The sequence below is a fragment of the Neobacillus sp. plas4 genome, from assembly GCF_057221695.1.
Genome location: NZ_CM170152.1, coordinates 1520494 through 1545922, shown reverse-complemented (window position 1 = coordinate 1545922; position 25429 = coordinate 1520494). Strand labels below are relative to the sequence as shown.

At 37.3% G+C, this 25429-nt stretch carries 25 protein-coding genes and 1 riboswitch; of the genes, 11 read left to right on the top strand and 14 right to left on the bottom strand.

Features of this window, described 5'->3' with window-relative positions:
* Positions 1 to 13: 13 nt before the first annotated feature.
* The 4 genes from AC2TFD_RS07720 to AC2TFD_RS07705 all read right to left on the bottom strand — a co-directional run bounded on the left by AC2TFD_RS07720 (position 14) and on the right by AC2TFD_RS07705 (position 2135).
* Complete coding sequence (locus AC2TFD_RS07720) at positions 14 to 286, bottom strand: MoaD-like domain-containing protein (protein ID WP_335516585.1); 273 nt, start codon at positions 284 to 286, stop codon at positions 14 to 16.
* A gap of 1 nt (position 287) precedes the next feature.
* Positions 288 to 560: a ubiquitin-like small modifier protein 1 gene (locus tag AC2TFD_RS07715; RefSeq protein ID WP_335516584.1), complete on the bottom strand. Its 273-nt coding sequence runs from the start codon at positions 558 to 560 to the stop codon at positions 288 to 290.
* Between the two features lie 119 nt (positions 561 to 679).
* Positions 680 to 1039 carry a YisL family protein gene (locus AC2TFD_RS07710; protein WP_335516581.1) on the bottom strand — a complete coding sequence of 120 codons (360 nt, stop codon included), beginning with the start codon at positions 1037 to 1039 and terminating at the stop codon, positions 680 to 682.
* Positions 1040 to 1142: 103 nt separating this feature from the next.
* Positions 1143 to 2135, bottom strand: a complete 993-nt coding sequence (locus AC2TFD_RS07705; protein ID WP_335516578.1) for a TadA family conjugal transfer-associated ATPase — start codon at positions 2133 to 2135, stop codon at positions 1143 to 1145.
* 161 nt (positions 2136 to 2296) lie between these two features.
* A riboswitch (cyclic di-GMP riboswitch) is annotated at positions 2297 to 2385 on the bottom strand.
* A gap of 290 nt (positions 2386 to 2675) precedes the next feature.
* Here AC2TFD_RS07705 and AC2TFD_RS07700 point away from each other — a divergent pair.
* From AC2TFD_RS07700 to AC2TFD_RS07675, 6 genes are all read left to right on the top strand, one after another.
* Complete coding sequence (locus AC2TFD_RS07700; protein WP_335569631.1) at positions 2676 to 2900, top strand: spore germination protein; 225 nt, start codon at positions 2676 to 2678, stop codon at positions 2898 to 2900.
* A 17-nt stretch (positions 2901 to 2917) separates the two neighbouring features.
* Positions 2918 to 3154, top strand: coding sequence for a spore germination protein GerPB (locus tag AC2TFD_RS07695; RefSeq protein ID WP_335569630.1), 237 nt, complete (start codon positions 2918 to 2920; stop codon positions 3152 to 3154).
* A gap of 11 nt (positions 3155 to 3165) precedes the next feature.
* On the top strand, positions 3166 to 3786 hold the full coding sequence (gerPC, locus tag AC2TFD_RS07690; RefSeq protein WP_335569629.1) for a spore germination protein GerPC: 621 nt from the start codon (positions 3166 to 3168) through the stop codon (positions 3784 to 3786).
* Positions 3776 to 3946 carry a spore gernimation protein GerPD gene (locus AC2TFD_RS07685; protein WP_090763346.1) on the top strand — a complete coding sequence of 57 codons (171 nt, stop codon included), beginning with the start codon at positions 3776 to 3778 and terminating at the stop codon, positions 3944 to 3946. Before gerPC ends, AC2TFD_RS07685 begins: the two co-directional genes overlap by 11 nt.
* Before the next feature lie 14 nt (positions 3947 to 3960).
* Complete coding sequence (locus AC2TFD_RS07680; protein WP_335518952.1) at positions 3961 to 4329, top strand: spore germination protein GerPE; 369 nt, start codon at positions 3961 to 3963, stop codon at positions 4327 to 4329.
* A gap of 71 nt (positions 4330 to 4400) precedes the next feature.
* Positions 4401 to 4619: a spore germination protein gene (locus tag AC2TFD_RS07675; RefSeq protein ID WP_335518954.1), complete on the top strand. Its 219-nt coding sequence runs from the start codon at positions 4401 to 4403 to the stop codon at positions 4617 to 4619.
* A 51-nt stretch (positions 4620 to 4670) separates the two neighbouring features.
* Here AC2TFD_RS07675 and addA read toward each other — a convergent pair whose 3' ends face one another.
* The 5 genes from addA to AC2TFD_RS07650 form a co-directional block, all read right to left on the bottom strand.
* A complete protein-coding gene (gene addA / locus AC2TFD_RS07670) occupies positions 4671 to 8447 on the bottom strand; it encodes a helicase-exonuclease AddAB subunit AddA (protein WP_484675378.1) in 3777 nt (1258 codons plus the stop codon).
* A complete protein-coding gene (addB, locus tag AC2TFD_RS07665; RefSeq protein ID WP_484675377.1) occupies positions 8440 to 11934 on the bottom strand; it encodes a helicase-exonuclease AddAB subunit AddB in 3495 nt (1164 codons plus the stop codon). Before addB ends, addA begins: the two co-directional genes overlap by 8 nt.
* A 192-nt stretch (positions 11935 to 12126) precedes the next feature.
* Positions 12127 to 12681 carry a signal peptidase I gene (lepB, locus tag AC2TFD_RS07660; protein ID WP_335518965.1) on the bottom strand — a complete coding sequence of 185 codons (555 nt, stop codon included), beginning with the start codon at positions 12679 to 12681 and terminating at the stop codon, positions 12127 to 12129.
* A 2-nt stretch (positions 12682 to 12683) separates the two neighbouring features.
* The gene (locus AC2TFD_RS07655) at positions 12684 to 13337 is read right to left on the bottom strand and encodes a TVP38/TMEM64 family protein (protein WP_335569626.1); all 654 of its coding nucleotides are present in this window, start codon (positions 13335 to 13337) and stop codon (positions 12684 to 12686) included.
* A 36-nt stretch (positions 13338 to 13373) separates the two neighbouring features.
* A complete protein-coding gene (locus AC2TFD_RS07650) occupies positions 13374 to 14324 on the bottom strand; it encodes an LCP family protein (RefSeq protein ID WP_335569625.1) in 951 nt (316 codons plus the stop codon).
* Positions 14325 to 14549: 225 nt separating this feature from the next.
* Between AC2TFD_RS07650 and AC2TFD_RS07645 the strand changes: the two genes are divergently transcribed.
* Positions 14550 to 14900 (top strand): YhjD family protein, encoded by a 351-nt coding sequence (locus AC2TFD_RS07645; protein ID WP_335569624.1) that lies wholly within the window; start codon positions 14550 to 14552, stop codon positions 14898 to 14900.
* A 25-nt stretch (positions 14901 to 14925) separates the two neighbouring features.
* Here the strand turns inward: AC2TFD_RS07645 and AC2TFD_RS07640 are convergent, their stop codons facing one another.
* Complete coding sequence (locus tag AC2TFD_RS07640; protein ID WP_335519378.1) at positions 14926 to 15492, bottom strand: competence protein ComK; 567 nt, start codon at positions 15490 to 15492, stop codon at positions 14926 to 14928.
* A 184-nt stretch (positions 15493 to 15676) separates the two neighbouring features.
* Here AC2TFD_RS07640 and AC2TFD_RS07635 point away from each other — a divergent pair, with 184 nt between their 5' ends.
* Positions 15677 to 15910: an IDEAL domain-containing protein gene (locus AC2TFD_RS07635; RefSeq protein ID WP_335569623.1), complete on the top strand. Its 234-nt coding sequence runs from the start codon at positions 15677 to 15679 to the stop codon at positions 15908 to 15910.
* 72 nt (positions 15911 to 15982) lie between these two features.
* On the opposite strand, the gene AC2TFD_RS07630 is transcribed toward AC2TFD_RS07635, so the two are convergent.
* The 3 genes from AC2TFD_RS07630 to AC2TFD_RS07620 form a co-directional block, all read right to left on the bottom strand.
* A complete protein-coding gene (locus AC2TFD_RS07630; RefSeq protein WP_335519383.1) occupies positions 15983 to 17260 on the bottom strand; it encodes a M48 family metallopeptidase in 1278 nt (425 codons plus the stop codon).
* A gap of 89 nt (positions 17261 to 17349) precedes the next feature.
* Complete coding sequence (locus AC2TFD_RS07625) at positions 17350 to 17658, bottom strand: AzlD domain-containing protein (RefSeq protein ID WP_335519385.1); 309 nt, start codon at positions 17656 to 17658, stop codon at positions 17350 to 17352.
* Positions 17648 to 18379, bottom strand: a complete 732-nt coding sequence (locus AC2TFD_RS07620) for an AzlC family ABC transporter permease (RefSeq protein ID WP_335519387.1) — start codon at positions 18377 to 18379, stop codon at positions 17648 to 17650. Before AC2TFD_RS07620 ends, AC2TFD_RS07625 begins: the two co-directional genes overlap by 11 nt.
* Before the next feature lie 408 nt (positions 18380 to 18787).
* Here AC2TFD_RS07620 and AC2TFD_RS07615 point away from each other — a divergent pair, with 408 nt between their 5' ends.
* Positions 18788 to 20962, top strand: a complete 2175-nt coding sequence (locus AC2TFD_RS07615; RefSeq protein WP_335519390.1) for a YheC/YheD family protein — start codon at positions 18788 to 18790, stop codon at positions 20960 to 20962.
* Positions 20963 to 21001: 39 nt separating this feature from the next.
* Here the strand turns inward: AC2TFD_RS07615 and AC2TFD_RS07610 are convergent, their stop codons facing one another.
* Positions 21002 to 22222 carry an ATP-grasp domain-containing protein gene (locus AC2TFD_RS07610; RefSeq protein WP_335519393.1) on the bottom strand — a complete coding sequence of 407 codons (1221 nt, stop codon included), beginning with the start codon at positions 22220 to 22222 and terminating at the stop codon, positions 21002 to 21004.
* A gap of 200 nt (positions 22223 to 22422) precedes the next feature.
* On the opposite strand from AC2TFD_RS07610, the gene AC2TFD_RS07605 reads away from it, so the two are divergent.
* Both AC2TFD_RS07605 and AC2TFD_RS07600 read left to right on the top strand, forming a co-directional pair.
* The gene (locus AC2TFD_RS07605) at positions 22423 to 23802 is read left to right on the top strand and encodes a Mur ligase family protein (RefSeq protein ID WP_335519397.1); all 1380 of its coding nucleotides are present in this window, start codon (positions 22423 to 22425) and stop codon (positions 23800 to 23802) included.
* 136 nt (positions 23803 to 23938) lie between these two features.
* Positions 23939 to 25408, top strand: coding sequence for a C40 family peptidase (locus tag AC2TFD_RS07600; protein ID WP_335569622.1), 1470 nt, complete (start codon positions 23939 to 23941; stop codon positions 25406 to 25408).
* Positions 25409 to 25429 lie beyond the last annotated feature (21 nt).

Below are 25429 nucleotides of genomic sequence, written 5' to 3'. Positions count from 1 at the left end.
TGTTATGGCGAATCTATCCGCCGATTCTAGTTGTTTTTACACGAAATTTTTTAATAATTTCCTTAAGAGCCTCGCCGTCGTTTGCAGTAAATCGGATATAGACACGATTTACTTTAAAAGTGGAGGTTATGGTAAGTTCCTCTTCACTTAAAATTTCCCCAATCCAGTCATCCGTTTGATAAGTGATAGGATATAAATTTGTAATCTGTTTACCCCCTAATTCCGCGAAATACATTTCAAGATGTTTACGATTAATTCCACGAAACTCCAGTTCCTGCTGTGGCATTTTATCCACCTGCCACTGGAGGAAACAGGGCAAATTGATCGTTCTCATGGACAATCGTGTCAAGCCCATCTAAATGGATAATATTTCTACCATTAATAAAAACATGAACAAAAGGAAGGAGCTCTTTTTCCTCTGTAAAAATTTCATCCTTTAAATCTGGAAACATTTCAATCATTTTATTGAGTATATCGATTACCCGTCTGCCTTCCGGTTTAACCTCTACCCCAACCCCGCCGCAAATTTGCCGGAGATTTGCAAATACTCTTACCAGCATACGATTCCTCACCTCTCCCTTATCTAAATAGTAAAATGATTTGTAACCCTTGTCATCCTTTTTTCAATAAAAAAAGAGCAGCCAGTTAAGGAACCGACAACTCTATCGAAAGGTTAATCTTATACGTGAAAAATTGACATAGGAAGTTTATCAAAACCTAAATACAATACAAGTAAGAAGGCGATAACAAACTGTATCCACAAAACGGACGTCTTTCTATTTTGCGCAACCTTGGCAAGAATCATTTCAAATAATCCTATAACCCATATCCCTACTACCGCTTTTAATATATACAACAAATCAATATTTGACAGCATGAACAATAAGCCTACACCTGTTGCAATAATTAGCAGATAAAGCACGCGCAGGATCATTCTAACAATTTTAGCTCCCTTTTCTTTTCCGCCTTTTAGTAAAAATATCGCGACAATAAATAAGATTAGGGCTAAAACCCAAGCTGTAACGTGACCATGAATCATTTAATCTTCCTCCTATGTATCAATAGCATATTGCAACACTATCATAACATAGGGATTGGAAAATTCCTAAATAAAAAATGCTAATAGTAATAACTTGTTTTCGTTAAGATTGATAGCTATAAATATCCCGAAGCACAATCGTATTGCCTTTGATTTCCTGTACCTCTGCTATATTAGTAATTTTTCTGGTTCCATCAGTTAAGCGTGATAGATGGATAAACACATCAATCGCACCAGCGAGCTGCTCCCTTATAACCCTTATCGGTGTACCCATTCCTGAGAGCAGGGAAATGATTTCTAAGCGGTCAATCAAATTAGTTGGACTATTCGAGTTACCTTCAGCAAGCAAACCATCATGTCCCTTTTTTATAGCTTGGAATATGGAAAAAGCGTCATTGCCGCGAATATCCCCAATAATTCTTTTTTCATCCCTCTGAATCAAATGGGATAGCGCATTCAGAAGAGTAGTTTTACCAGCCCCCGAACCACCTGAGATAAATATATTTAACCTATCCTCCACACATGCACTTAGAAAATGAGCCATTTCTTCTGTTACCATTCCGGAGTTAATTAAGTCTTTTAATTGAAGAGAATTCTTGGAAGTTTTCTTAATGGTTATGGCCGGACCTTTTGTGGCTGCTGGCGGAAGGATAGCATTGACGCAAGAACCATCTGGCAGCCTTGTATCAAGGATTGGTGAGTTTTCATCCATCTTTATTCCTAGTTGTGCTGCGAATTTTCCAATTACATTCACGATATGTTCATTATCACGAAATTGGATTGATGTTAATTCTATCTTACCATTTCTTTCACAATAAACTTGACATGGCCCATTTACCATAATCCCCGAAACATTTTCGTCCAAAAACAAGGAATGTATCGGGCCAAAATGAATCGCTATCTTTGATTCCTTATACTTCTCCAGCAGCGATACCTTTGGATATTCATTAAATTTTGCAATTGGATATTTTTCTCTGACGCTAATTTTCATTTCATTCGGCCGCAAGGAAGCGTTTAACAAAACCTTTGAAAAGTCATGTTTGTGATTTACTGCTTGTCTTTTTGTTTTTTGTTGGATTCGATTTACTAGACCCATCATTCCACCCACCTTGGCTTATTGATAACGGTTTAGCGGGGTTGTTAAAAAATAAATAACCCCGCCTTTACCGAAAGGGGGGTTGCCAAATTTACTACAACAAAGCGCATAGAAGGTCCTATACAAACCATGCTATAGTATATTAAAAAACACCCTATTCTTTCGGTAACTGGCTGGCGTAGTGCATATGTACACCTTAGCCCCTTTAGCTTTGCGTCACTGACTTTCATCAGTTTTGCCTTTATCGAGAATCAGTGTTTTCATCATTCCTACTGATCTCTTATATTTATCATAAGGCCTTTTACCTTTTCTTACATCCTACTATTTTATCATTTTTTATTTATATATAGGTAATATTACTCATTTATATAATTTTCCCAACATTCCTCTAACCTACCTCGTAACACCATTTCAGTTTGGCAGCCTAAAGCCGTACTATTTCTAAAAAAGGTTCACTCTTAACATTTATTAGGCGATTTAATCACATTACACCATCCCATACATACGATAGTAAGAGAATAAATGTAAAGGGTGTTGTTAATGCCAGCTATTGTAGGAGTTGCACAAGTCATAACACTTAACAGCAGTTCCGTTTTTCATATTGGAGATGTCTATAAAATTATGCCATTTTCATCCGCAAGAACTTTCTCCGGAGCTGGTTCCTTTAATACGGGTGAAAGTTTAAATGTTCATAATAATAATTTAAGTAATACGAACACATATGATGCAGATGGTGTAGATCAAGGAATCTTCCTTAATGCTTAAGGAAAGGTTGGTTTTTAATGAATTTTTATATTCAGCAGTCGATTCAAATAAACTTTATTAAAATTAACGCTATTACAAATTCTTCTGTCCTGCAGATTGGAAGCGCTGGAATCATTAAACCTGCCTCCTATTTGTATAATACAGGAGGTTTTACCCAGCCCGCGCCAACTGCAGGAGGTCCTCCAACTATAGGCGGGCAATCTAGCAGCCCTGCAGTGCCATTATCAGGCGGGAGAGAAGATGATTCAAAGTGAGGTGATGGTATATGTACCAGGATTATTCACAGCTTCTTCAATGGGTCCAAATGACCTTGCAGGCACAGGAAAATAGAATTGCTGCTCTGGAACACACCATCCAAAAATTGCAGGAAGAAATGAAGCAATTAAAGGAAAAGCCTAGCGTTCGGGTTGATAAAATTGAATACAAATTCGATCAATTGAAAGTTGAAACGCTGGAAGGAACCTTAAACATTGGTCTAAATCCATCCGATTTGGCTAATATTGAAGATTTTGCTGTAGAAAATCAATCCTTAAAAACACCCATCCATCCTAAAGCACAAATGCAGCGGTCTATGAAAGTAGAGGAATCTATTTATCAGTATTTAGAAACCGAACTGCCAGCACTATTTAAGGAAACCCAAAATCAATTAAATGTTAGATTAGATGATTCCTATTTAGCTTTTATCAAACAAGATATCATGAAACAGCTTCCAGCTAGGATTGATTACCATATACAAAATACGGCAGCCAAAGAACGTGAAGGCGAACATAATACAGAGGAGAGCATTATTGATTTACTCAAGCAGGAAATCAGAAAAGGTATTATAATTTTTATTAATCATTTGCCAGAGAACGTGAAAGGAATGAATACAAAAAATGAACTTTGAAGTATATAATCGGGATATCTGTGTTGATACCATTCGAATTCTAGGCGTTGCAAGTTCTTCACTCGTAATGGTTGGTGACACACAAACAATTCAATTGGCTGCAACTTTCGACACTCCTGCTGAATCACTCATCATCGGGCCGTTTGTGCCACTTTTTTAGGAGTGCTTAAGAATATGCTCCAGAGATCTTCCGTCGTAAACACCATTCATGTGACCTCTGCTTCCTTCGCCTCTATCATCCAGCTTGGAGATTCCCGTATTATTAATGGATTTTCACGTGCCTTGGCTGTTCAAAGGGAAGCTGAAGTTTTTAATTCAAAAGAAGGTAATTTTTCAAACTATAGTGTGTTTTCAGAACCAATCCCTTTTTTGCCAATCAATGAAAGCATGACGATATCTACTCATAATAGCCTTCCCATCATTAAGGTCAATACTATATCTATCCTTGCAATGTCTTCGGTCGCCATACTGCATGTTGGAAACAGTGAAAACGTCTCAATGGAAGCACGGATAAAACATATCAGACATCTGCATCAAGAATGAACAATGACAAGGAAGTTTGAATACGATATTACAAGATTACTAAGGGCAAGTAAAGAAAAGGATGTTAGTAAATGCCAGCGATAATGGGTCCAGTTCAGATTGTGAATGTAAGCGGTGGAATTGTTCAATTCGGGGATACTGTATATATTTCCCCAAAAAGTGCTTCAAAGACCTATACAGGTTCTGGAGGCTTCAATACAGGGGGAATTATATTTACTGCTAGCGGTTTAAGCGGTACAAACGTACTTGATGCTAATTTGCTTGACCAGCCAATTGGCGGGAATAATTAAAACGACATAAACCACTCATGGTTTATGTCGTTTTTGTCTGTTTTTGTTATGTTAGAGTTTCAAAATATTGGCTCCATCAAAGAAGAATAAATATCTTTCATTCACTTTTCTCTTCCAGATTTGTTCCAATGCTTTTGTGTATAAATTAATTTGCATTCTGTACCGCTCTTCAAAGATCGGTTTAGCTTGTTCGAAGCCGCCTTTATAACGATCTGTAATTCCATCCGATTTAAAGTCAATTAGGACGAGTCCCTTTTCATCTTCAAAAACACAGTCGATAATACCTTGGACAAAAACAGATTCCTCTGCCTCTTTCCATGTCGGGTATACTTCCGAAGCTGGTAATGAAAGAGTAAAGGGAATTTCACGATTTATTGCGTTTGCTTTTATCATCCTTTGACCTAAATCTGTTTCAAAAAATTCTACAATTAGTGCTGTATTGATGACTTCCGCCTGCTCCACCGTTAACAGTTCGTTGGTAACCATCGATACTACTTGTGCCTTAACAGTCTCTGGTGTAACAGGTCTTGAAAAATCAACATGCTGCATCACCATATGCAAGGCTGTCCCTCTCTCAGCGGGGCTCAACGACTTTTCCTGCATAAACTTAGGCCGTTTTGTAATTGAATTTTTAAATCTAGATAACAATTCGGTCCCGCTATACTCATCTGACACTTCCCGCTGACGCTTGATTTCTGATACTGATTGCTTCGAGCGGTGAGTCGAAGCATTCGAAAAAGAGTATTCCCAAGTTAAACGAGATGTTATCTCTTCTTTAAAGACTGATGTCACGGGAATTAATACATTTTTTTCTACCTGCTGAAGGTAACTGTCCTCCTCCATGCCCTCGAAGATTTCCTGCTTTTTAATATCTTCGGCACTCTTTCGAGTAATACTCCATGCAGACGGGTGAAAAGCGATGTCATCGGAAATAAGAGAATGATTAATCTCAGTTTTTCTTAATGCGATACTATCGTGATGCCGGATAAGTGCAGGTCCAACCCAATCCATATAACAGCTTGCAGCTGCTCTTTCATAATCCTTAAGCAGCCAATCTGTATGAGTGGATACATCGTTCCACTGTTCAATTTTTTTATCGGCATCCTTCAACGTTCCGATCAAATAAAGTTTTTCCTTTGCACGTGTCAAGGCTACATAAAAAACACGCATTTCTTCAGCCAGCATTTCCATTTTTTTTCTTCGCTTAAAAGCAATTTGAGGTAAAGAAGGATAGGTAATCCTTTTTTCCACATTTACATATTTTGCTGCAAATCCATATTCTTTATCGAGCATGTATGGTTTACGGATATCGGATTGATTAAAACTGCGTGATAATCCTGCTATAAATACGACTGGGAACTCTAGCCCTTTACTGCTATGAATCGTCATAATCCGAACTACATCTTCTTGCTCGCCAAGCGCCCTGGCCGCTCCAAGGTCGTCTCCTCTTTCAATCATTCTCTCAACAAAACGTAAAAAGCGGAATAACCCTCGAAACGAAGTTTGCTCATACTGTCTTGCCCTGTCATACAAGGCACGTAAGTTAGCCTGACGCTGCTTGCCACCCGGTAAACCACCAACAAAGTCATAAAATTGTGTATCTCGATACAGCTGCCATATTAATTCTGATAATGACCCCTGACGTGCCATTAATCGCCATTCATCTAAAAAGTCATAAAAACGACGGACCTTTTCATATAATTGTTCCGCTTGATGATCCGGTTTGCTGCGACAGAACCTCTTTACAGCCTCCCAAAATGTACCCTTGCTGTGTAAACGTACTTGCGCCAGCTCCTCTTCGTTTAGCCCGACAATCGGCGACCTTAGGACAGAAGCCAATGGGATATCTTGAAGAGGGTTGTCAATGACCCTTAGTAGCGACATCATAATGGCTACTTCCGTTGCTTCAAAATATCCCGAGGATAGATTGGCATAGATGGGAATTCCCTGTTGTTTGAATTCCTCCATTATTTGTGGCGCCCACGTCATGGAACGAAGAAGAATGACCATATCTCGATACTTAATCGGACGGTAAGATTCTGTTTTTGGGTTATACACTTTCGTTTCATTTGCAATTAATTGTTTAATCTTTGCAGCCATTACACGAGCTTCAAGCTGAGACTTTTCCAAATCCACCTCATCAAATTCGGTTGGTACTATCTCTATTTCTGATTCGGCCGCTTCGGCGGGCAATTCTTTACTTTCATTATTTTGGTCAATTAGTAATAGTTCAATAGGAAAAGGTTCATCTTCAGGATACGGTGCACCCGGCCTTAATTCAGCCGCCTCATCATATTCTATTTCCCCAACCTTAACACCCATGATTTGTTTAAATAAATAGTTTGTCCCTTCAAGGACCTCTTTCCGGCTTCTAAAGTTCCTTGCAAGATCTATACGTAATCCCGTACCATTACCATCCGGTCTGAAACGATTATATTTTCCCAAAAACAAATTAGGCTCTGCTAAACGAAACCGGTATATGGATTGTTTTACGTCCCCAACCATAAACAGGTTACCATTCACCTCATCTTCTTTCGCTACTAGTTTTAAAATGGTTTCCTGAACCAAATTTAGATCCTGATACTCATCAACAAATACCTCATTGAAGTGATTTCGGTAGGCCAATGCAGCATCTGAAGGTAAAAATTGTAGGCTATCGGTTATTTCACCGGTTAATATTTTTAAACAATAATGCTCCAAATCTGCATAATCTACGAGCCCTTTTTCCCGTTTTGCTTTCTCAAAACGGTCGGAAAAAGCAGTGACCAAATAGACAAGCGTTTCTATGAGCGGACGCATTTCTTCCATATCACGTAAGAAGCCTTCAGGCTTTCTTACGAAAAGCTCTTCTTTAATATCTTGAATTTTCTTTTTTGCCTTTTCACGAAGTTTTTGGGATTTTTCCGTTAACTCTTTATCATATTGATCCCCTTTTACCTGTTTTGCTCTTGTAAAAGTCCAAGTCTGCATTGCCTGATAAAGGGTTGTCCACGAATCGCGATTTGCTTGGATTAGTGTATGAATAACATTTAGGTCATCTATAAAGTTTTCAGCCCTGGGTGCAGGTCCGCCTGGAAGCTTTGTCACTTCTAAGCCACGCTGTATCATTTCTTTAGCACCTTCTAATTGTAGTTCGATATCAAAAAGAAGAGCTTTGATAAAGGGAAAGTCTTCTAGATTTGTTACATCACCAACATCATACATGTCAATCATGGACTGTAAATAATGCCTTGGTAGAGGATTCGACATGGCAAAATCATAAATATCCCTGACGATATCCATTAAGGCACTATCACTCCGGTCACTGGTAAAGGAATCTACTAACTGAAAAAATGGTTCATTATCCTTTTTTCCGTATTCCTCTTCAAACAGCTCGTCCATTACTTCATCCCTCATTAATTGAGCCTCTGTTTCATCTGCGATTCTAAAACTAGGATCAATATCAATGAGATAATAGTTTTTGCGAATAACCTCCATGCAAAAGGAGTGAAGAGTTGAAATTGAAGCTTTATTTAATAGGCTGAGCTGTTTGCGTAAATGTCTTGATCTAGGATCTTTGTTTATCGCTTTTTCAAGTGCCTCCCCGATACGGTGACGCATTTCAGCAGCAGAAGCGTTCGTAAAGGTTACTACTAATAACTCATCGACATCGATTGGTTCTTCTTCCGAAAGAATTTTTTGAATAATTCGTTCTACAAGTACAGCCGTTTTTCCTGAACCAGCTGCTGCTGCGACAAGGATATCTTTATTTTTCCCCATGATAGCTTTCCATTGGTCTTCCGTCCAAGTTGCGCCATCAGGTTTTGGAGGTATCACAAAACTACTCATTTGCCCCAACCTCCTTTCTTATTAATTCAAAAATTGTTTCCTTTGGTTGAGGTGACAGTATTCGGTAATGATTTTCCATGGACTCGTCAAATTGGCAAACAGATTTGTAGGAACAAAAAGTACAAGGTGTTTTGTCTTTTAGTTTAAAAGGTTCAATTGCAACCTGTCCATCAACAATAGCCTCTCCTGTAGATTGATATAGCCTTCGAACATATGCCCTAAGGTCTTCAAATTCATTTAAGCTGGCTACTTTTGACTTTTTGGTTAGATTACCATCCTTTTTAATACCAGCTGAAATAATGTGTGAGTCCCCCGATTCAAGCGATTGATCCATTAGCTTAAGGACATCTTGGTCACCCACCATTAAGCCATTCATCTTAAATCGCTTCATGATTTCCTTTTCAATTTCATCAGCACTCAGCAATTTGCTAGAGCTTATTAATGGATTATGAACATGGAAATAAAGGACTCCAGCCGGGCTTGCCTTCATTTCTATCAATTCATCTGAGTGCGTGATAACAATATCTAAATAGGTTAACATTTGTAATGCCAGCCCGTAGTATACTTCGTTGAGATTAACATCCTTTTCACTTGATTTATAATCAATAACCCGTAAATACGTTTGATTATTTTCGTCCGTTGCCTGATCAACCCTGTCAATGCGCCCGGCTAATTCCATCCGTTTACCATTTTTCAATGAAAATGCTAATGGCGGGAGCTTGCCATTTCGTCCAAAGCTTAATTCCAATCCGATTGGCGAAAATCCACTTACCTTTGCATGCTCACTTAATACTTGAGACGCCCGGGTAATAATCTGTTCTAGTTTTCGTTTTATATAATGATGACGATCAGAGCTTAGTAGAATTTCATTTTGGAGCTTCGGGGCTAACGCATTTACAGCTTCCCTAGCTAGTTCTTCACATTGCTTTTTTGAAAGAGATGCCCAGCTAAGTTTTTGTTCATTGACGAAATCAGATATATGCTTTAAAGCTGCATGAAATAGTTCACCAATGTCAGGCGCCTCTAAACGAAAAACCTGCCGTTCGCGAAGCTTTAGCCCATGCTGTGCGAAATGAGAAAAAGCACAGCCATTATATAGTTCCATCCGTGATACACTTGCCTGTATCGTATCACCATATAGTTCATCCGCTGTTTCCTTTGAAAGCTGTATCGTCTGATTGGTATAGAAAAGGCTGGAAAAAACTTTCTCTGCCGTCTGCTTCCACTCTCCTTGAATATAAAAGTTATAAACATCCCACCACAAATCGGATATCGGATAATTTCGCTTTTTCAACTGAAGCTGCGTGGTTAAATAAGACAGGGTTGTTTTGTAATTTGTGACAAAGTTCAACTGTTCCTCTTCTGATAACTCAGCAGGGTCTGTACCATAAAAATGCTCTTTTATTTCGGGATACATATCTTTCAATCTCTTAATATATGAGGAAGGAATTAATGCCTTCCCTTCGTCATTCGCAAGCGGGTAGCTGACATAAAGAGCCTCGGAAGGTGTGGTTAGTGCTTTATAGGCAATAAAGTTTTCATCCAATAAACGTGTTTTGCTGCTAGGTGCCACTGTTACATCTGCAGCAAGTAACATTTCACGCTCTTCATCCGATAATATCCCTTCATCGGCAATTTTAGCTGGTAAAATCCCCTCATTTACCCCCACGACAAACGCTGCCTTAATGTCTGTTAATCTGGATTTTTCTAAATCTCCAATGATAACCTGGTCAAGAGCTGGAGGAATGAGTGAAAAATAGAGAGATTCAAATCCAGCTTCTAATATAGTTGAGAATGACTTTAAGGAAACATTTTCTTCGCCCAGTATTTCAACATACTGATCTAAAAGATCAATACAAGCATTCCATACCTGTTCGTGCTCGCGCATTTTTACAAGATTGCCTTTTTGTTCCGCGTCGATTTTCCAATTTTCTAGTTTTGCAGGAATATCCAATTCTTCTAAATATAAATAGATTGCTTCACAAAGCTTCCGGCCTGTATCTGCCTTTTTAAGTCTCCTTGACAAACGGAGAATGGGGGCAGTTACCATAAGCTTTAATTCATTTAATTGCTGTTCGATTTCTTTGTCGGCGTCTGTTTGCACATTACTGTCCATTTCCAGTCCCCTGAAGCGACGATATGTCCATCGATCTTTTCTTGTCCATTTACTCCCTTTTATTCCGTACGCAAGTACGTAGTTTTCGAGTCTATCCATTTTTTCGCGCATTGTATCTGGATTTTCCTGAAGCGGGTATAATAATTCGGTCTTTATTGCCCTAAAAACTGGCTCATAACGCCAAAATGATTGAATAACCTCCAGGGTTGAACGAATTAATTCTATCAATGGATGATTTAACATGGTTCGTTTTTGGTCGATGAAATATGGAATCTTATAATCTGTAAAAACTGGCTCTACTATTTCATGATAGTCACCGCCGTTTCTAATCAAGAAAGCCAGGTCTTTGAATCGATAATTCTTTGTCCGAACCAGCCGAAGAATTTCGCGCGCAATCCCTTCGATTTCAGCTCTGCGATTAACTGCTTGACTAATATGGATGTCTCCTCGGCCATAAAAAGGGACTGCTGGTCTTGAATCAAAATTAGCCTCTAAATGTCTTAGTGAAGGATGACTCCATTTCTGCTGCTGAGATAGATAGGTTGAATGCTCGATTTCAATTCCTTCAACTTTTGCCAATTCATATAGAGAGTATGAAGCATCACTTGATAACCGAAACAAATCCAGTTCATCTGGAGGAGTTTCAAACGTTTTACGATCAGTCGTCATGGTTATTGTCACTCTCTGACAATGTTTCATTAATTCTTTGATGACTAAAAATTCCTGAGGTGTAAAGCTATAAAAACCATCAATATAAATTTCCGCTTCTTGCAAATAGGTTGATACAGAAATCTTTTCTGAAAGTAAATGAAAATAGTCTTCGGAATCAATATATTTCCCAAAGACTTCGTCCTCAAATTGTCTATAAATCATTTCTAAATCTTTCAATTTATCCTGTAACGCTCTAGAAGCTGAACCACCACTCTGATTAACCATCATAGTCTCTTGCATTAGCTCATTGGGCTGAATGCAATAACGCTTAAATTCCGTTATCATCTGTTCTACTTGCTGTACAAAACCATTTTTATCAGCTGCTCGCTGAAACAATTTTAATTGATCTTTTTTTTCTTCGATAATTTTTCGAATGAGCATGCTAATTCCAACACTGCTAAGATGATAACGGCTTATACCGCCCGTCTCCTGCAAAATTCTCCATGCCAATCGTGAAAAGCTATATACTTGTGCGCGAATCATTCCACCAAGTACAGGGTCGGTCGCCAATTGATATTCTGCCTGAAACGTCATTTGTTCAGGAACAATATATATAATCGGCGCTCCCTTAGGATTTTCCAGCAGCCGGTCCTTTATTTCGTTCATACACAGGTGCGTCTTACCACTGCCCGTCCTTCCAGTTACCAATCTTAAAGACATGTTACTTCCTCACTTTCCGATTCCCCTTCTTAAACTATATAATCCCATTTTATCACAAAAAGAGCACAAACGTTTGGAAGACTCCATACAGATTAAAACCAATATTGGTAAATTTTAAAATTAAGAAAAGAGTCTTTAAAAACAAAAAAGAGCCGACATCATCATCGTACTCTCTGGTTTCTGATTACCATATTAAAATTGAACATCCACTTCATTTAGCGGCCAATAACGGAGGTCAACTTTTCCTACCACTTGGCTGACAGAGATAAAGCCAAAATGCCTGCTGTCCCAGCTTCCTAAGCGATTATCCCCAAGGACAAATAGCTTTCCTTCCGGTACTGTACTTTCACCGGTAATTTCCTTCAAACTAAAATCACCTGTAAGTTTAATGCCAGGTATATCCTGCTTATAAACAGATAAAAATGGTTCTTTATACTTTTGTCCGTTGATGTATAATTGATCATCTACAAATTCAATTTTATCCCCTGGAAGTCCGATGACACGTTTAACAAAATCCTCTTTCTCATTTGCATGAAAGACAATAACATCAAAACGGCTAAGATCACTAATTTGGTATCCCAACTTATTGACAACTAATTTGTTCCCATCTTGAAGAGTAGGCATCATCGATTCTCCCTCGACAACATAGTTAGAAAAGAAAAATGTTCGTATAAAAGCAAAAATGATAATTCCAATTGCAAAGGCTTTAATCCATTCAATCCCCTCTTTTTTCCATTCATTATTCATTTTTAACTCCTCCTTTTCTTCAATTCTTTACCTCTATTTATCTCCTCATTATGGTCATTTTCAATGCGCTTATTCAATCTTACTTCAATTCTTTTTCCAACATACCAAAGAATAAAAATAACGACTAAAACTATCCCTGTGCGGTAGGGTTGAGTAATCAATGATCGAAGATCATATCCTACAAAACTAATGGTAAAGATCATTACCATCTTGCCAATCGCAACAGCAAGCATGTATTGATACATACTGATTTTTGAAAGACCTGCTACAACATTTACAATTACAGATGGTGTAAATGGGAAACAGAGCAGTAGAAACAACGGTCCAAAACCATGGCGATCCACCCAATCCATCAACTTCCGAACCTTTTGGTGTTTGGAAAGAAAAGAAAATAGTCTCTTTTGTCCGTACCTTCTTATTAGTAAAAATAGTAATAGTGCTCCTAAGCAAGAGCCCACCCAAGAATATAAGAACCCTAACCAAAGCCCGAAAGCACTTGCATTCGCCATTACAAATATGACCAATGGCAAAAATGGCAAAAATGCCTCAATCATGGGCAGCACGATACCTGGTAATGGTCCAAATGACCTGTATTCTTGAATTAAGTCCATTATATTTTCAAGAGTGAACCATGCTTTGAATGCTTCGATGTCCATAAGAATGCTCCTTAAAATTCTGCAGTTTCTTTTTGCTTATTGTGTTAAAAATTGGTGAAAAGCCTCATTATTCATTTCTAAATCTAAATCCAATACAGCACCTTCCCCCTTTATATTTGCATCTTTATATCCATTTTCTATCGGAATCCTAAAAGTCTCAATATTACCTCTACCCTTTGCAAAGAAATCCTTTGCCATAAATAAAATATCACCTGTATCCATATTTGTATTAATATATGGGGTGACCACCCCGATTAATTTTGGCAGCTTTGGAATCGTTTGGATCCCTGTAAGTTGATCCCCAATAGCTTGAAGTGCCTGCTGTTGACGCTGAACGCGGCCAAAGTCACCTATTGCGTCATGCCGAAACCGCACAAAGCTAAGCATTTGCTCGCCATTTAACCTTTGAAGTCCAGGTTCTAACGGAACTTCTATGTATTCTTTCATTCGTTTCTCAACATTTATTTCTACACCTTTAGGGAAGGCTTCATCTATTAATTGTACAAACCCTTCAAAGTCCACAATCGCATAATATTGCAGGTCTATTTCAAAGTTTTCTTTGATTGTTTTTCTCATAAGTTCAGGACCGCCCCGCATAAAAGCAGAATTGATTTTATGCTTACCATGCCCTGGAATACTGACATAACTATCCCTCATAATAGACGATATTTTATATGTCCCTTTATCTTCATTATAATGCGCAATCATGATCGTATCGGCCCGAGCCTTCTCATTCCCCCGGGCATCACTGCCTAGCAACAGAATATTAGTGGCACCATATTGATCCTTTTTACCCTCAAAAGCATAAACTTCACTATTTATATCGCTTTGTTTTTCCTCATTATTAATTTTCTCTAAAGATTGATTAACTCCTTGTTTATATTGAAAAAATACATAACCAGCTGTTGCACTTATTAACACCAAGAGAACTAATAATATAGATGTTGATTTTCTTTTTTTTCTTTTTTTATGTCTTTCATATCTCATACCAACTCACCCATCTATGTATAATGTATTTATTTTTATGGTTCTATTATATAATTCATTTTCTCCGAGATAATATCCTTCTATAAAAAACTTTCTCATACTCGTACCAAATTTTGCAAATAAAAAAACGCAAGCTTTTAAGCATTGCGTTTTAGATTAAATTTTCGTATGATTAAACAAGAACAAACGTTCTAATGATAAAAACTAGAAAGGTGCCGATAATGGATGACCAGAATTCCAGAGGAAGATCGCAATATAATGGAAAAAGCCATCTATTTACCCATGGTATTGATTGTCTTAAATCGTGATTTAACCATAGTAGAAAAGAGTCCTTTTAAATTAAAAAAACCATATTTATTACTAATTGAAGAAACAATGAAGACCATTCAAAAGGAATTAGCAGAAGTAAAAAAATATATGAAGCAGCATAAACTCCAAGTAATCGAGACAAAACGGGACGATGCTTTTACTATGTATATGTTCTTATATAAAGGGTATGAGGAGTCTCATAATTACTTTAATCCAAGAATTCGCAATAAAGTTCAAGAGTTAATGGAGTTTTATTTTCTAAAATAGAACCTATCTCGATAAGACCTTACAGTTACTTCTTTAACTTTTCTTTATCATACGTATTGAAATTTTCCGATGCTTCTATGTTCTTGGGACGTTGTAATAAATAAAAAGATTTCCTTTCATTAAATTCAATTCTTTGCATTAGCTTTGTTCTTAAATACGCTGTCCGCTCTAATTGAGAACTAATCGTGCTGTACGATATCGGAAATTTAAAGGACTGATTGTTGTTAAAAAGAACTAATGTTTCTTGCGGATTAATACGGTCATAATCTTTTACATGTTCATGGGAAATCCAAATGCACTCTTGTCGGTTAGGTGATGTTGTAGGGAAGAAAAATATCCGGTTGGTGGGATCGATCGCAATTGGAATTTTATGCGCGTACCCAACTAATTGTTTCGTACCATTCCTGCGACCTTCATAATCACATCCATAATATTCACAACTGGTTCTTATAATATCAAGCGGTTTGAAGGGGGATAAAAATTCATCTTCTACTTCAACGATCTCTGAATAAATTTTACTGCCATACGCGATAGGTTTAATAAACATCGTATATGGATTTACCTCATATTCTTCAATTTGCCTCAGCTTCATTTTTTCAACTCCATTAGCAATATTACCCATCATAGCATGTTTGTTTCCTAGTTGATTAATTTTTCAAAATTGTTGCGAATTTATTCACAAAGTTACGAAAATATATGTCGGAAAATTATAATAATTGATTGATATTATCAAAAAAAAAACCATATAATATTAAAAAGCATCAGAGGTGATTTTGATGAATGAGAAATCATACACGGAATTAATGAAAATTGGTGCCATGAAACGTCAACGGAAAGAGAACTTCGTTCAGGATTTGTACATTGATATGCTCTTATCAGAAATTCAATTGACGATTGAAAAAGAAAAACTGCAAAAAAAAATTGACCTTGCCATTGACCATCGAGATAAACAACATTTTTACTACCTGTCTAAACAACTTATCGAAATAAACAAACGATTTGGAACGTAGTCACAAAAACGGGAAAGGAGCTCAAAACTCCTCTCCCATTTTTTATTTAGGCCCTTTCTTAATCTACAGCCATTATTTATCTTTTATCCTTTGTTTTATTTCAAATTCTTCCAGAGTAGAAATACGCTCCAACATGGTAGGATGACTATAACGGAATATCTTTACAAGTAATGGCGGATTCACCTGGGTCAGCCCTGATTTTGTTAATTCCTGGAAGGATGTAATGGCTGATTCTGGATTTTGAGTCATATTTATTGCGTATTGATCAGCGCGTTTTTCCTCATAACGAGAAATCAGGTTGCTGAAAGGACTGGAAACAAACATTAACATCGAAAGAATCATAAAAAATAGAGGCAAAGATCGAATGTCTTTGACATCAGGTATTTTTAATTCCTTTCCAAAGCGACTAACTGCCCAATTCATTATTCGATACGTGAGATATAAACCAACTAATGAAAAAAGTAAATACAAGGCAATACCGATATAAATATGCTTCTCAACATAATGACAGATTTCATGTGCCATGATAAATAAAATTTGGTCATTTGATAACTTATTTAAGGTTGTATCCCATAACACAATTCTCGCGTTTGAACCAATGCCTGTTACATAAGCATTCAAAGAATTTGTCTTGTCCGCCATATTTACTTCAAAAACATGTTCTGCCGGGATCTGTGCTTTTTCAGCTAATGATAGTATTTTTGTCTCAAGTTCCTTATTTTTTAAAGGATAAAAGTCATTGTACAAAGGGTCAATCACAATAGGTTGTAAAAACATCAAGAACAAAGTAAACGGTACAGACAATAACCATGCATAAAACCACCAGCGTTTTACACTTCTTTTCATCAACCAGTATAATACTGGCACAATAATCATTAGTGTTCCAAAATTGATCCAGAAATCAATTAGTTCATCCTTCATCCAAGAAGCAAAGCTTTGTGTTGAGATGTTATAGGACTTTGACAAAGTATAGCCGATATAGCTTAAAGGAAATGTTGCAACAAATGCAAAGAACGATAGCCAAATAAGGTAAATAGCTGTTTGAAGCAGTTTGTACTTTGATGAATTTTCAGCCCACGATTTGAACGCTTTAGAAAATCCAACTAATAGTATTAGAAAATAAAAAAGCCATTCGAATGGTGTCGATAGAAAAAACAACAGATTTCTGATTTTTGAATACTCTTCACTTAACATTAACTCCCTGCCATTTAAAAAAGTTGCGGGATCTGCTTTGGTTCCTTGAAATTCGAAGGGCAGGTTTGAGTCTGTAAAATGAAATAAATACCAATAAAAAAACAACCCATATATTACATAGGCCAAAACTGCATAGACTCCCATTTTTCTAACCATGTTTTGTCCTCCTTTTTGTACAACCTCTCTATACATAGTTTAGTATGTACGTTCATATTTAGAACAACAAAAAGCCGGATTTTACCGGCTTAGAGAAAATAAGAATATACAGCTAGGACTGTAATGGACCCAAGAACGACAACAATTACATTCGCTCCTAAAAATGCAGCAGCAAAAGCTGCGGAAGCACCAACGATTCCATACCAGATATCATCTTTTTGAAGCAAAAGAATAGCTGGGAAAATTAATGCACCGAGTGTGGCGTAGGGCACGTTTTTTAGTACTCCTTGAATAAATGTGGGAAGTTCTTTTCCTTTAAACAAAACAAACGGAAGCATTCTTGGTATATATGTAACTAACCCCATCCCAATAATCATCCAAACAATTTCACTTTTCATCCTTTACACCCCAATGTTTTGCTTTTACCACTTCAATCAACTCAATAAGAACAGCTGACAAAATGGTGGAAGAAACAATTGCCCATCCTTGTGCCAATATCTCCCCAAGTGTAAAAATCGAATTAAATATTGCTGCCAGTACAGCAAGATATACTACCTTAACACTTTTTTTCAAAGATGGAACCAGGAGTCCAATGAACATCGCATAAAGGGCAACTCCCATACTCTCCTGCAGTGTTTGTGGAAGGCTTGCTCCAATCAAGTGACCAATCGCGGTAAAAACAACCCAACTCGAGTAGGCAACTGAATTTACGCCAAACATAAAACCAGTTGCTGCTGTTCCTTCTTTGGTCGCCACCACAGAGAATGTTTCATCGGTAATTCCAAAAGAATAGAGCATTTTATTCCCAAGATGGTCATCCTCACACTTTTCATTCAAGGAAGTGGACATCAGAAAATGGCGAATGTTTACAATAAAGGTCGTTAAAACAATTTCTATGATTCCTGTCCCATAGGTAAGCAAACTCAATGAGATATATTGTGAGGCACCAGCAAATACAATCATACTCATTAACACTGATTCATAAATAGATAGTCCTGATGTTTTAGCTAGAAGACCAAACGTAAGTGCTATGGGAAAATATCCAATCCCGATGCTGATACCTGCCTGGAGTCCCTTTTTAAATTCAGACGATTCTTTTCCTATTGCAATTTCCGACAACTTGACCCCTCCAAAGAAAAGCATAAGGCGCCTGCCTATCGGCGACAAGCGTAAGACGAGCCGGCATGAAGGTTGCTTTTTAACCTTCTTGACGGATTGCTTACGACCTCGAGCCAATGGCGCCTGAAGCTAGACAAATTTCACGCTTGAATCAAAGCTAAATTTTAACAAATTTTCGAATAAAATGAAATAAAAAAACATGGCGAAGATTCAGGATGGTTATAAAGTACTTTTTCGACCTCTTGTAGATAGACATTAAATCCACAAACAATAAATCAAATTTAAGTATTCAAATATAAATTTCGTCAAGAAAGAACACGTTACTACTTCCGCATTTGACCATAACAAAATAGTCAGAGTAATCATATTTTAACAGTAGTAATTATGTGATAAGGAAGGGGGATTTCCATGACCTTAATTGGCATGCTCCATCATAGAAAAGATCCAGCTACCGTTATAAAGTCCTATGCCTATGCTGTTGTTGCAAAGGCGGAAGGTGCGGATTTTGTATATTTTACACCGAAGAGTGTAAATTTTGATAACCAGACGATTGAGGGTTATGAATATAAAAATGCTTCTTGGCAGGAAGTAACAACACCTTTCCCAGATGTTATCTACAATACGGGCAGTCCAGAGAAACTTGATGTTTCAAAAGATATTATTAATCAGTTAAAGGAAAGGATTCCTTTTACTACCGTTTCATTGGGGAATAAATGGACAATAAATGAAAGGCTAAAAAAGGGAAAACAATTCTCAAATTATTTAATCCCGGCAAAAGTGCTTAGGAACTGGAATGATCTTAGTGGATTTTTACGAGAATATGAGAACGTTGTGGTAAAGCCTATGGATGGCAGGAAAGGACAAGGAATATACTTTATCCAAACAACCAAGAATGGCTTTATTGTCAATAAGGATTGTAAGGATAAGAGTTATACACAAAAGGAACTGAAGGTGTTTTTAGAAGCTTTACTGCAAGAAAACACTTATATTGTTCAACCATATATTAGCAGTAAAACTAAAAAAGGATTGATCTTTGATTTTCGCCTTCATGCCCAGAAAAATGGGGAAGGTAAATGGGTCATTACCGCCATTTATCCTCGAATCGCAACAGATGGCACCATTATTACCAATATTAATAATGGTGGATATACCAAATATTTAGAACCCTTCCTAAACCAGGAGTTTGGTGAAGAGGAGGCTTTTAATTTAAAGAGGACACTCGAATACTTCACCCTTTCACTTGCTCGGCATCTCGATGAGCTTCAAATGCTTGAATATTCGGAGGTCATAGATGAGATTGGAATTGATGTTGGTTTAGACGAAAACCAGAAACTTTGGATTTATGAAGTAAACTGGCGCCCTGGCTGCCCTCCTGCCTTTTATTTAGAACTTGATGTGGTAAGAAACACAATCCAATATGCATTATACTTGGCCCATCATAATGAAAAGGTTAAGCAGGAAATTAGACGCTTTAAGAAGATGGATTTGGAGAAGAGAAAAATTCCCATTATTGCTGTTACCGGGAGCGCAGGAAAAACAACAACAAAATCTTTTATATCCTCTATCCTTCGTACAAGATGGAATACATTTGAATCAAAGGATTACTGGAATCGAACGGACCATACTCAAATACATGCTGATTTAATTAATTCCAGCCATCAGGCCGTTGTTTTAGAGTATGGGATGGGGTTCCCAGGAGTGATCACCGAACATTGCCGGATTATTCAGCCAAATATTAGTGTGGTCACGAATGTAGGAATGGCACATATTGGAAATTTTGATGGCGATATTAGAAAAATTGCCAAAGCCAAATCTGAATTAATCCATGGAACAAAGAAAAATGGCATTTTATTTATTAACAAGGATGACGAAAATTCCAAATTACTCGAAACTGACCAATTTAAAGGGAATATTATTACAATTGGAGTAAAAAATGATGCGGATTATCGAGCCTATCATGTTTCCTATGCTGATAGCGGCATGAGGTTCAAGGTCATGCTTCACAATAAAGAATGGTCGTTTTTCATTCCGATATATGGTGAGCACCATGTTTATAATGCTTTAAATGCGATTGCCGTGGCAGATTATCTTGGCTTCTCGCCGCAAGAAATTAAATCAGGGTTACTATTCAGAAAGCCGCCGAGACGATTAACGGTCTACCACTTAAATTTTGGGATTAACTTAATCGATGATTCTGTTCACTCCACACCTCAAGGCGTCATTGCAGCCATAGATGTTTTAAAAAATATTAGCCCTGCCAGAAAAATAGCCGTACTCGGCAGGATGATAGGACTTGGCGATAGAAGAATGGAGCAATATCAAAAAATAGGTAACTATTTAGTTAAACAAGGCGTAGATGTTGTGATTACCTATGGCCGGTATGCCAAAGATATTGGACTTGAGGCAATCAAGGCAGGGTTACCTCCACAAAATTTCAAACATTTCCTGAATGAAGATACGATGCACGAATACCTCTTAGATATTTTACTAGAAAAAGATACCATTCTTGTAAAAGGCGCAAGTATAATGAATATGTTTAATACAGTTCAATTTATCAACTCAACCTTAGGTATTAAAGAATAGCAAAAAAAACCCCCATAATAACGAGTATGGGGATTTTTTTTACTCTGTTCGAATATGAAATGTAAGTTCATTTGCAGCTTGCTTTGCTATGCTTTGTGCCTCTTCCAGGGTATCCCCTTTAGCAATAACATATGCATACCGGTGTCCCATGGATAACGGAGGAGTTAAATACGTTCCACTCTTTGGCTTTACGTACACTTCAACTACCCCAGGTGTAGACATTGCCCTGTTTTTCCCTGTAACCTTTTCTAAAATCCCCTTGTTTTCAAGTATCACATATTGTGTATAAACATTGTGCCTTGTACGCATTTCTAGTGACGGTTCCTCTCCGGCTAACATCTTTAATGTCTCTTCCACGAGGCTATAACCATGAGCAGCCTGAATCATCTTGTTCATGGCTCCACCAGATATTCTAGGGTTAATTTCAATCAATTTCCAGCCGTCCTCTGTCAATCTAAGTTCCAAATGAAAAGCACCATTTTTAAATGCTAATAAAGAGACAATTATTTCGATTACATTAAGTAAACTCTCCTCTATATAATACGGTACTTCAGCTAACACACCATATCCAGTAACAATAAACCGTTTACCCTTGGTAATTTCCTGCTTAATAATGGCACCAATTTGGATTTGCCAATTGGTGACTAAAACTTCAACTAGGTATTGGTCACCATCCACATATTCTTCAATAATGATGGTTTCATTTGGATTCTTCGTCCTCAATTTACCTACATTTTTTCCTAGCTCTTTCAAGTTGGAGGCAAAAAGTACATCTCTCGAGCCTGTAGAAGAGGCATACTTCACGACTACTGGGAAATGAAAGTTATTTAGGTCCAATTCAACTGGGAGTTGAGCTTTCTTTGATACTAATTTAAATTCAGGTGTAAAAGATTGATTTGAAAAAAAGGTTCGTGTCTTTTCTTTATTTTCCATTATCGAAATCGCATCAGTGGATAAAAGGTTGTTACAAAATTCATCAGCTAATAACGAAGCTGTATAAACGTAATTATCAACAAAGCTGGTGATCACTACTATCTCGTGTCCCCTTTGTTGTAATAACCTTATTTGGCCTTTTAATTCATCTATATTTTTAGTATCAACCAATGTGAGTAGATGAACATCCTGATATTCGTTTCTTTGCTGGATTTGTTTTTCTTGATCTGTAAATACAACCGTATAATAGCCTAAATCATTTGCAGCTTTTACTGCTTCCCTGCTCGATCCCGATTTATTTACACCGATAAAAATGATCGTTCTCATTCTTCTCACTCCTATTTCCCCTGACAAAGATGAACGCCCTATATGTTATGAAAGAAATGGAGTTTTGGATAGACTTTTTCAGCAATTCATTAAATATGATAATGAGTAAAATATAGTTATTTGTGCAATCCCACGAATAAAGTGTGTCATACACTAAAAAGTGAATTTACTTTACAAGTGGGAAGTGAAATGAAGAAATCATGAAAGCTTTTTCTATTTCAGAAATCAGAAAAATCATCAATGGTGAGCTTCTGCTGGGATCAGATAATTTGGTCATTGATTATATCCCTTATTATAAAAATATACGAAGAAAAAAGAGAAACGTACTCATATTTATTCGAAGAAAATTCGAATTTGATTTAAATTACATTAAATCCAGACTTCCTTGTGCAATCGTCATTGACCATTCTTTCGGTCCACTTAAATCCATTGAAGGGTTAACTGTGATTAGGGTGGCCAATGTAAAAAGCGCACTATGGAAATTTATTGAATACTACCGGCAATTGTTTTCTATTCCAGTTGTAGCTGTAACGGGAACATGTGGTAAGACAACCACGAAGGAAATGATTGCACATATCCTTCGTGAGAAAAAAAATGTTCGATATACAGTAAACAGTAATAATTCTAGGCTTGCTCACCTGCACTATCTTATAGGAATAGATGAGCATACCGATGCGGCCGTCTTCGAAACTGCTGTAGGTATGCCTGGAGATGTCAGGAATGCTTGCAGATATTTTAAACCAACAATTGGTATTATTACAAACATCGGTGCATGTCATTTGAATGCCTGTAAAACCATTGATGCTTATATAAAAGCAAAAGGAGAAATGGCTGCAGGTTTAGAGGATGATGGTGTTTTAATCTTGAATGCTGATGATGAGAAAACAAAGTCAATCAGTTTAGAGAACTTTAAAGGAAAGATTGTGTACTTTGGTATCAAAAATCGTGCTGATTTCCGTGCAACCGGCATTGAATACCGAGATGGCGGGATGAGGTTTGTTCTCCAATCCAATAATGGAAGCATGCCCATCTTTATTCCCGGATATGGAGAGCATCAAGTCGCTAATGCATTAGCAGCATTAGCAGCAGTGAATGAAATAGGCATAGATCTGAAACAAGCGGCAGAACGGTTAAAGACATTCAAAAACCTGGGAAGGCACTTAGAAATCGCTTCTGGTTATAATGGAGCAACCATTATTGATGATACTTGGAACTTCAACACGACCTCATTGGAGGCTGGTATGAAGGTCTTAAATCATGTTGCAGGTAAAAAACATAGAATTGCTTTATTTACGGATATGACTTCATTAGGAGATTATAGCCTTCAACTTCACAAACAAGCTGGTGAAATTGTTAAAAAGTATGGCGCAGATACAATTATTACGTTAGGGAATCGTGCACAGGAAATGGCGAACTATGCAATCGAACTTGGGTTAAAATGCAAGACCTATTCATTTACAGATTACGGCCAGGTTTACACACTTTTAAAAGAATTACTGAATGACAATTCAACCATTTTGATTAAGAGTTTTGGAAATAACACCTCTATGATTGAACTAGCGGCCAACTTAAAAAAATAGGCTGAATTTGAATAGATTTAATGCAATTTATTGAGATTATAGGAAGAAATTTCCACCGTTTCTCCTCCACTTTCTATGTTACGATGGTTTTGTTCCTACGCAGGGAGAAAATACAGAAAGCGAGGAGAAATTTTATATGAATAAGAAATTAATTACAACATCCGTTGCCCTAATGATAACTTTTAGCGGAATGAGTATTCCAACTTTCCATTTAAGTACCAACCATGCAGCTGCTGCAACAACAACCATCCCAAACCCCTACAATAACCAGGCCGCAGTTGACGTAAAAGCAGACCAAATCATCGCAACAGCGAAGAATTTAATTGGAAAAGCTACGTACGGTACGAAGAAATTAACCTACCCATATCAATTTGCTTGTGCAACATTTGTTAATTATGTATTTGCACAAAATGGAGTTGATATAGCGACCGAAACAGAAGAATATATGATGGAACAAGGTTATGAAGTTCCTCGAGACCAACTGCAAAAAGGTGACCTTGTTTTCTTTGACGCCAACCCAGCAAACACGGATCCAACCGATCATCTTGGGATATATATTGGCGATAATAAGATCATTCACATGGCAAACCCTGAATTAAATATTACTATTTCTGATTTGGATAGCACTTCTTATTATCGTAACAACTATGTAAAAGCTAAACGGGTACTTCCAAGTCTATTATCAGCAAACCCTACTACAAAAGGTGACCAAGTTGTTTCTAGTTATTTCGCTTTAAAAGATAAGGTGAAAATCAATTCTACAACGAATAATACAGCAGCAGCTACATTTACAAATGCCGGATTAGTTGATCATATTTATAAGCAGGCTGGTATAAATCTAGGTACAACAAACATGAATGAGCAAATGAAATTGGGTCAGCCTGTTTCTAAAGATAATCTAAAAAAAGGTGACCTTGTCTTCTTTAACAATAAAACAGGTTCAAATACACCAGCATTAGTAGGTATTTACGGAGGCGATCATCGCTTACTCTTAGCCTCTACTGCCTATGGAACGGTTACTAGAATTCTGTTCCTGCCATATTATAATGATTTGCACTATATTACTGCAAGACGTGTAATTACGGAAACACCAGTAACAGTTACACCGACACCGGAACCTGCACCAACGCCTGCGCCGGCTCCAACACCAACACCTGCGCCGGCTCCAACACCAGCACCTGCGCCGGCTCCAGCACCAACGCCAGCACCTGCGCCGGCTCCAACGCCAGCTGTACCAACAAAAGCTGATAATATTGTTACTTCTGCCACAAACCTTATTGGGAAAGCAAACTTTGGTTATGTTTATAATGTAAGTACCTTAACCTTTACACCTGGCGGTTTCACGAAATATATTTATGGTCAGCATGGCATCAACTTAAAATCTACTCTTGCCAGCTACCAAGCGACATTAGGACAGCCTGTCGAGAAAGCGAATCTTCAAAAAGGTGATTTAATTTTCTTTGGCGGAGCCTCAATTAGTAACGTAGGAATTTATGCAGGTGATGATCAATTCATTCATTTAATTAGAGGTAAAGGAACAATAAAAGAAAACTTGAATTCAGATTGGGCAACACAAAATTATAAAACTGCCCGTCGCGTTCAATAATACTCAAAGAGGAGCAATTTT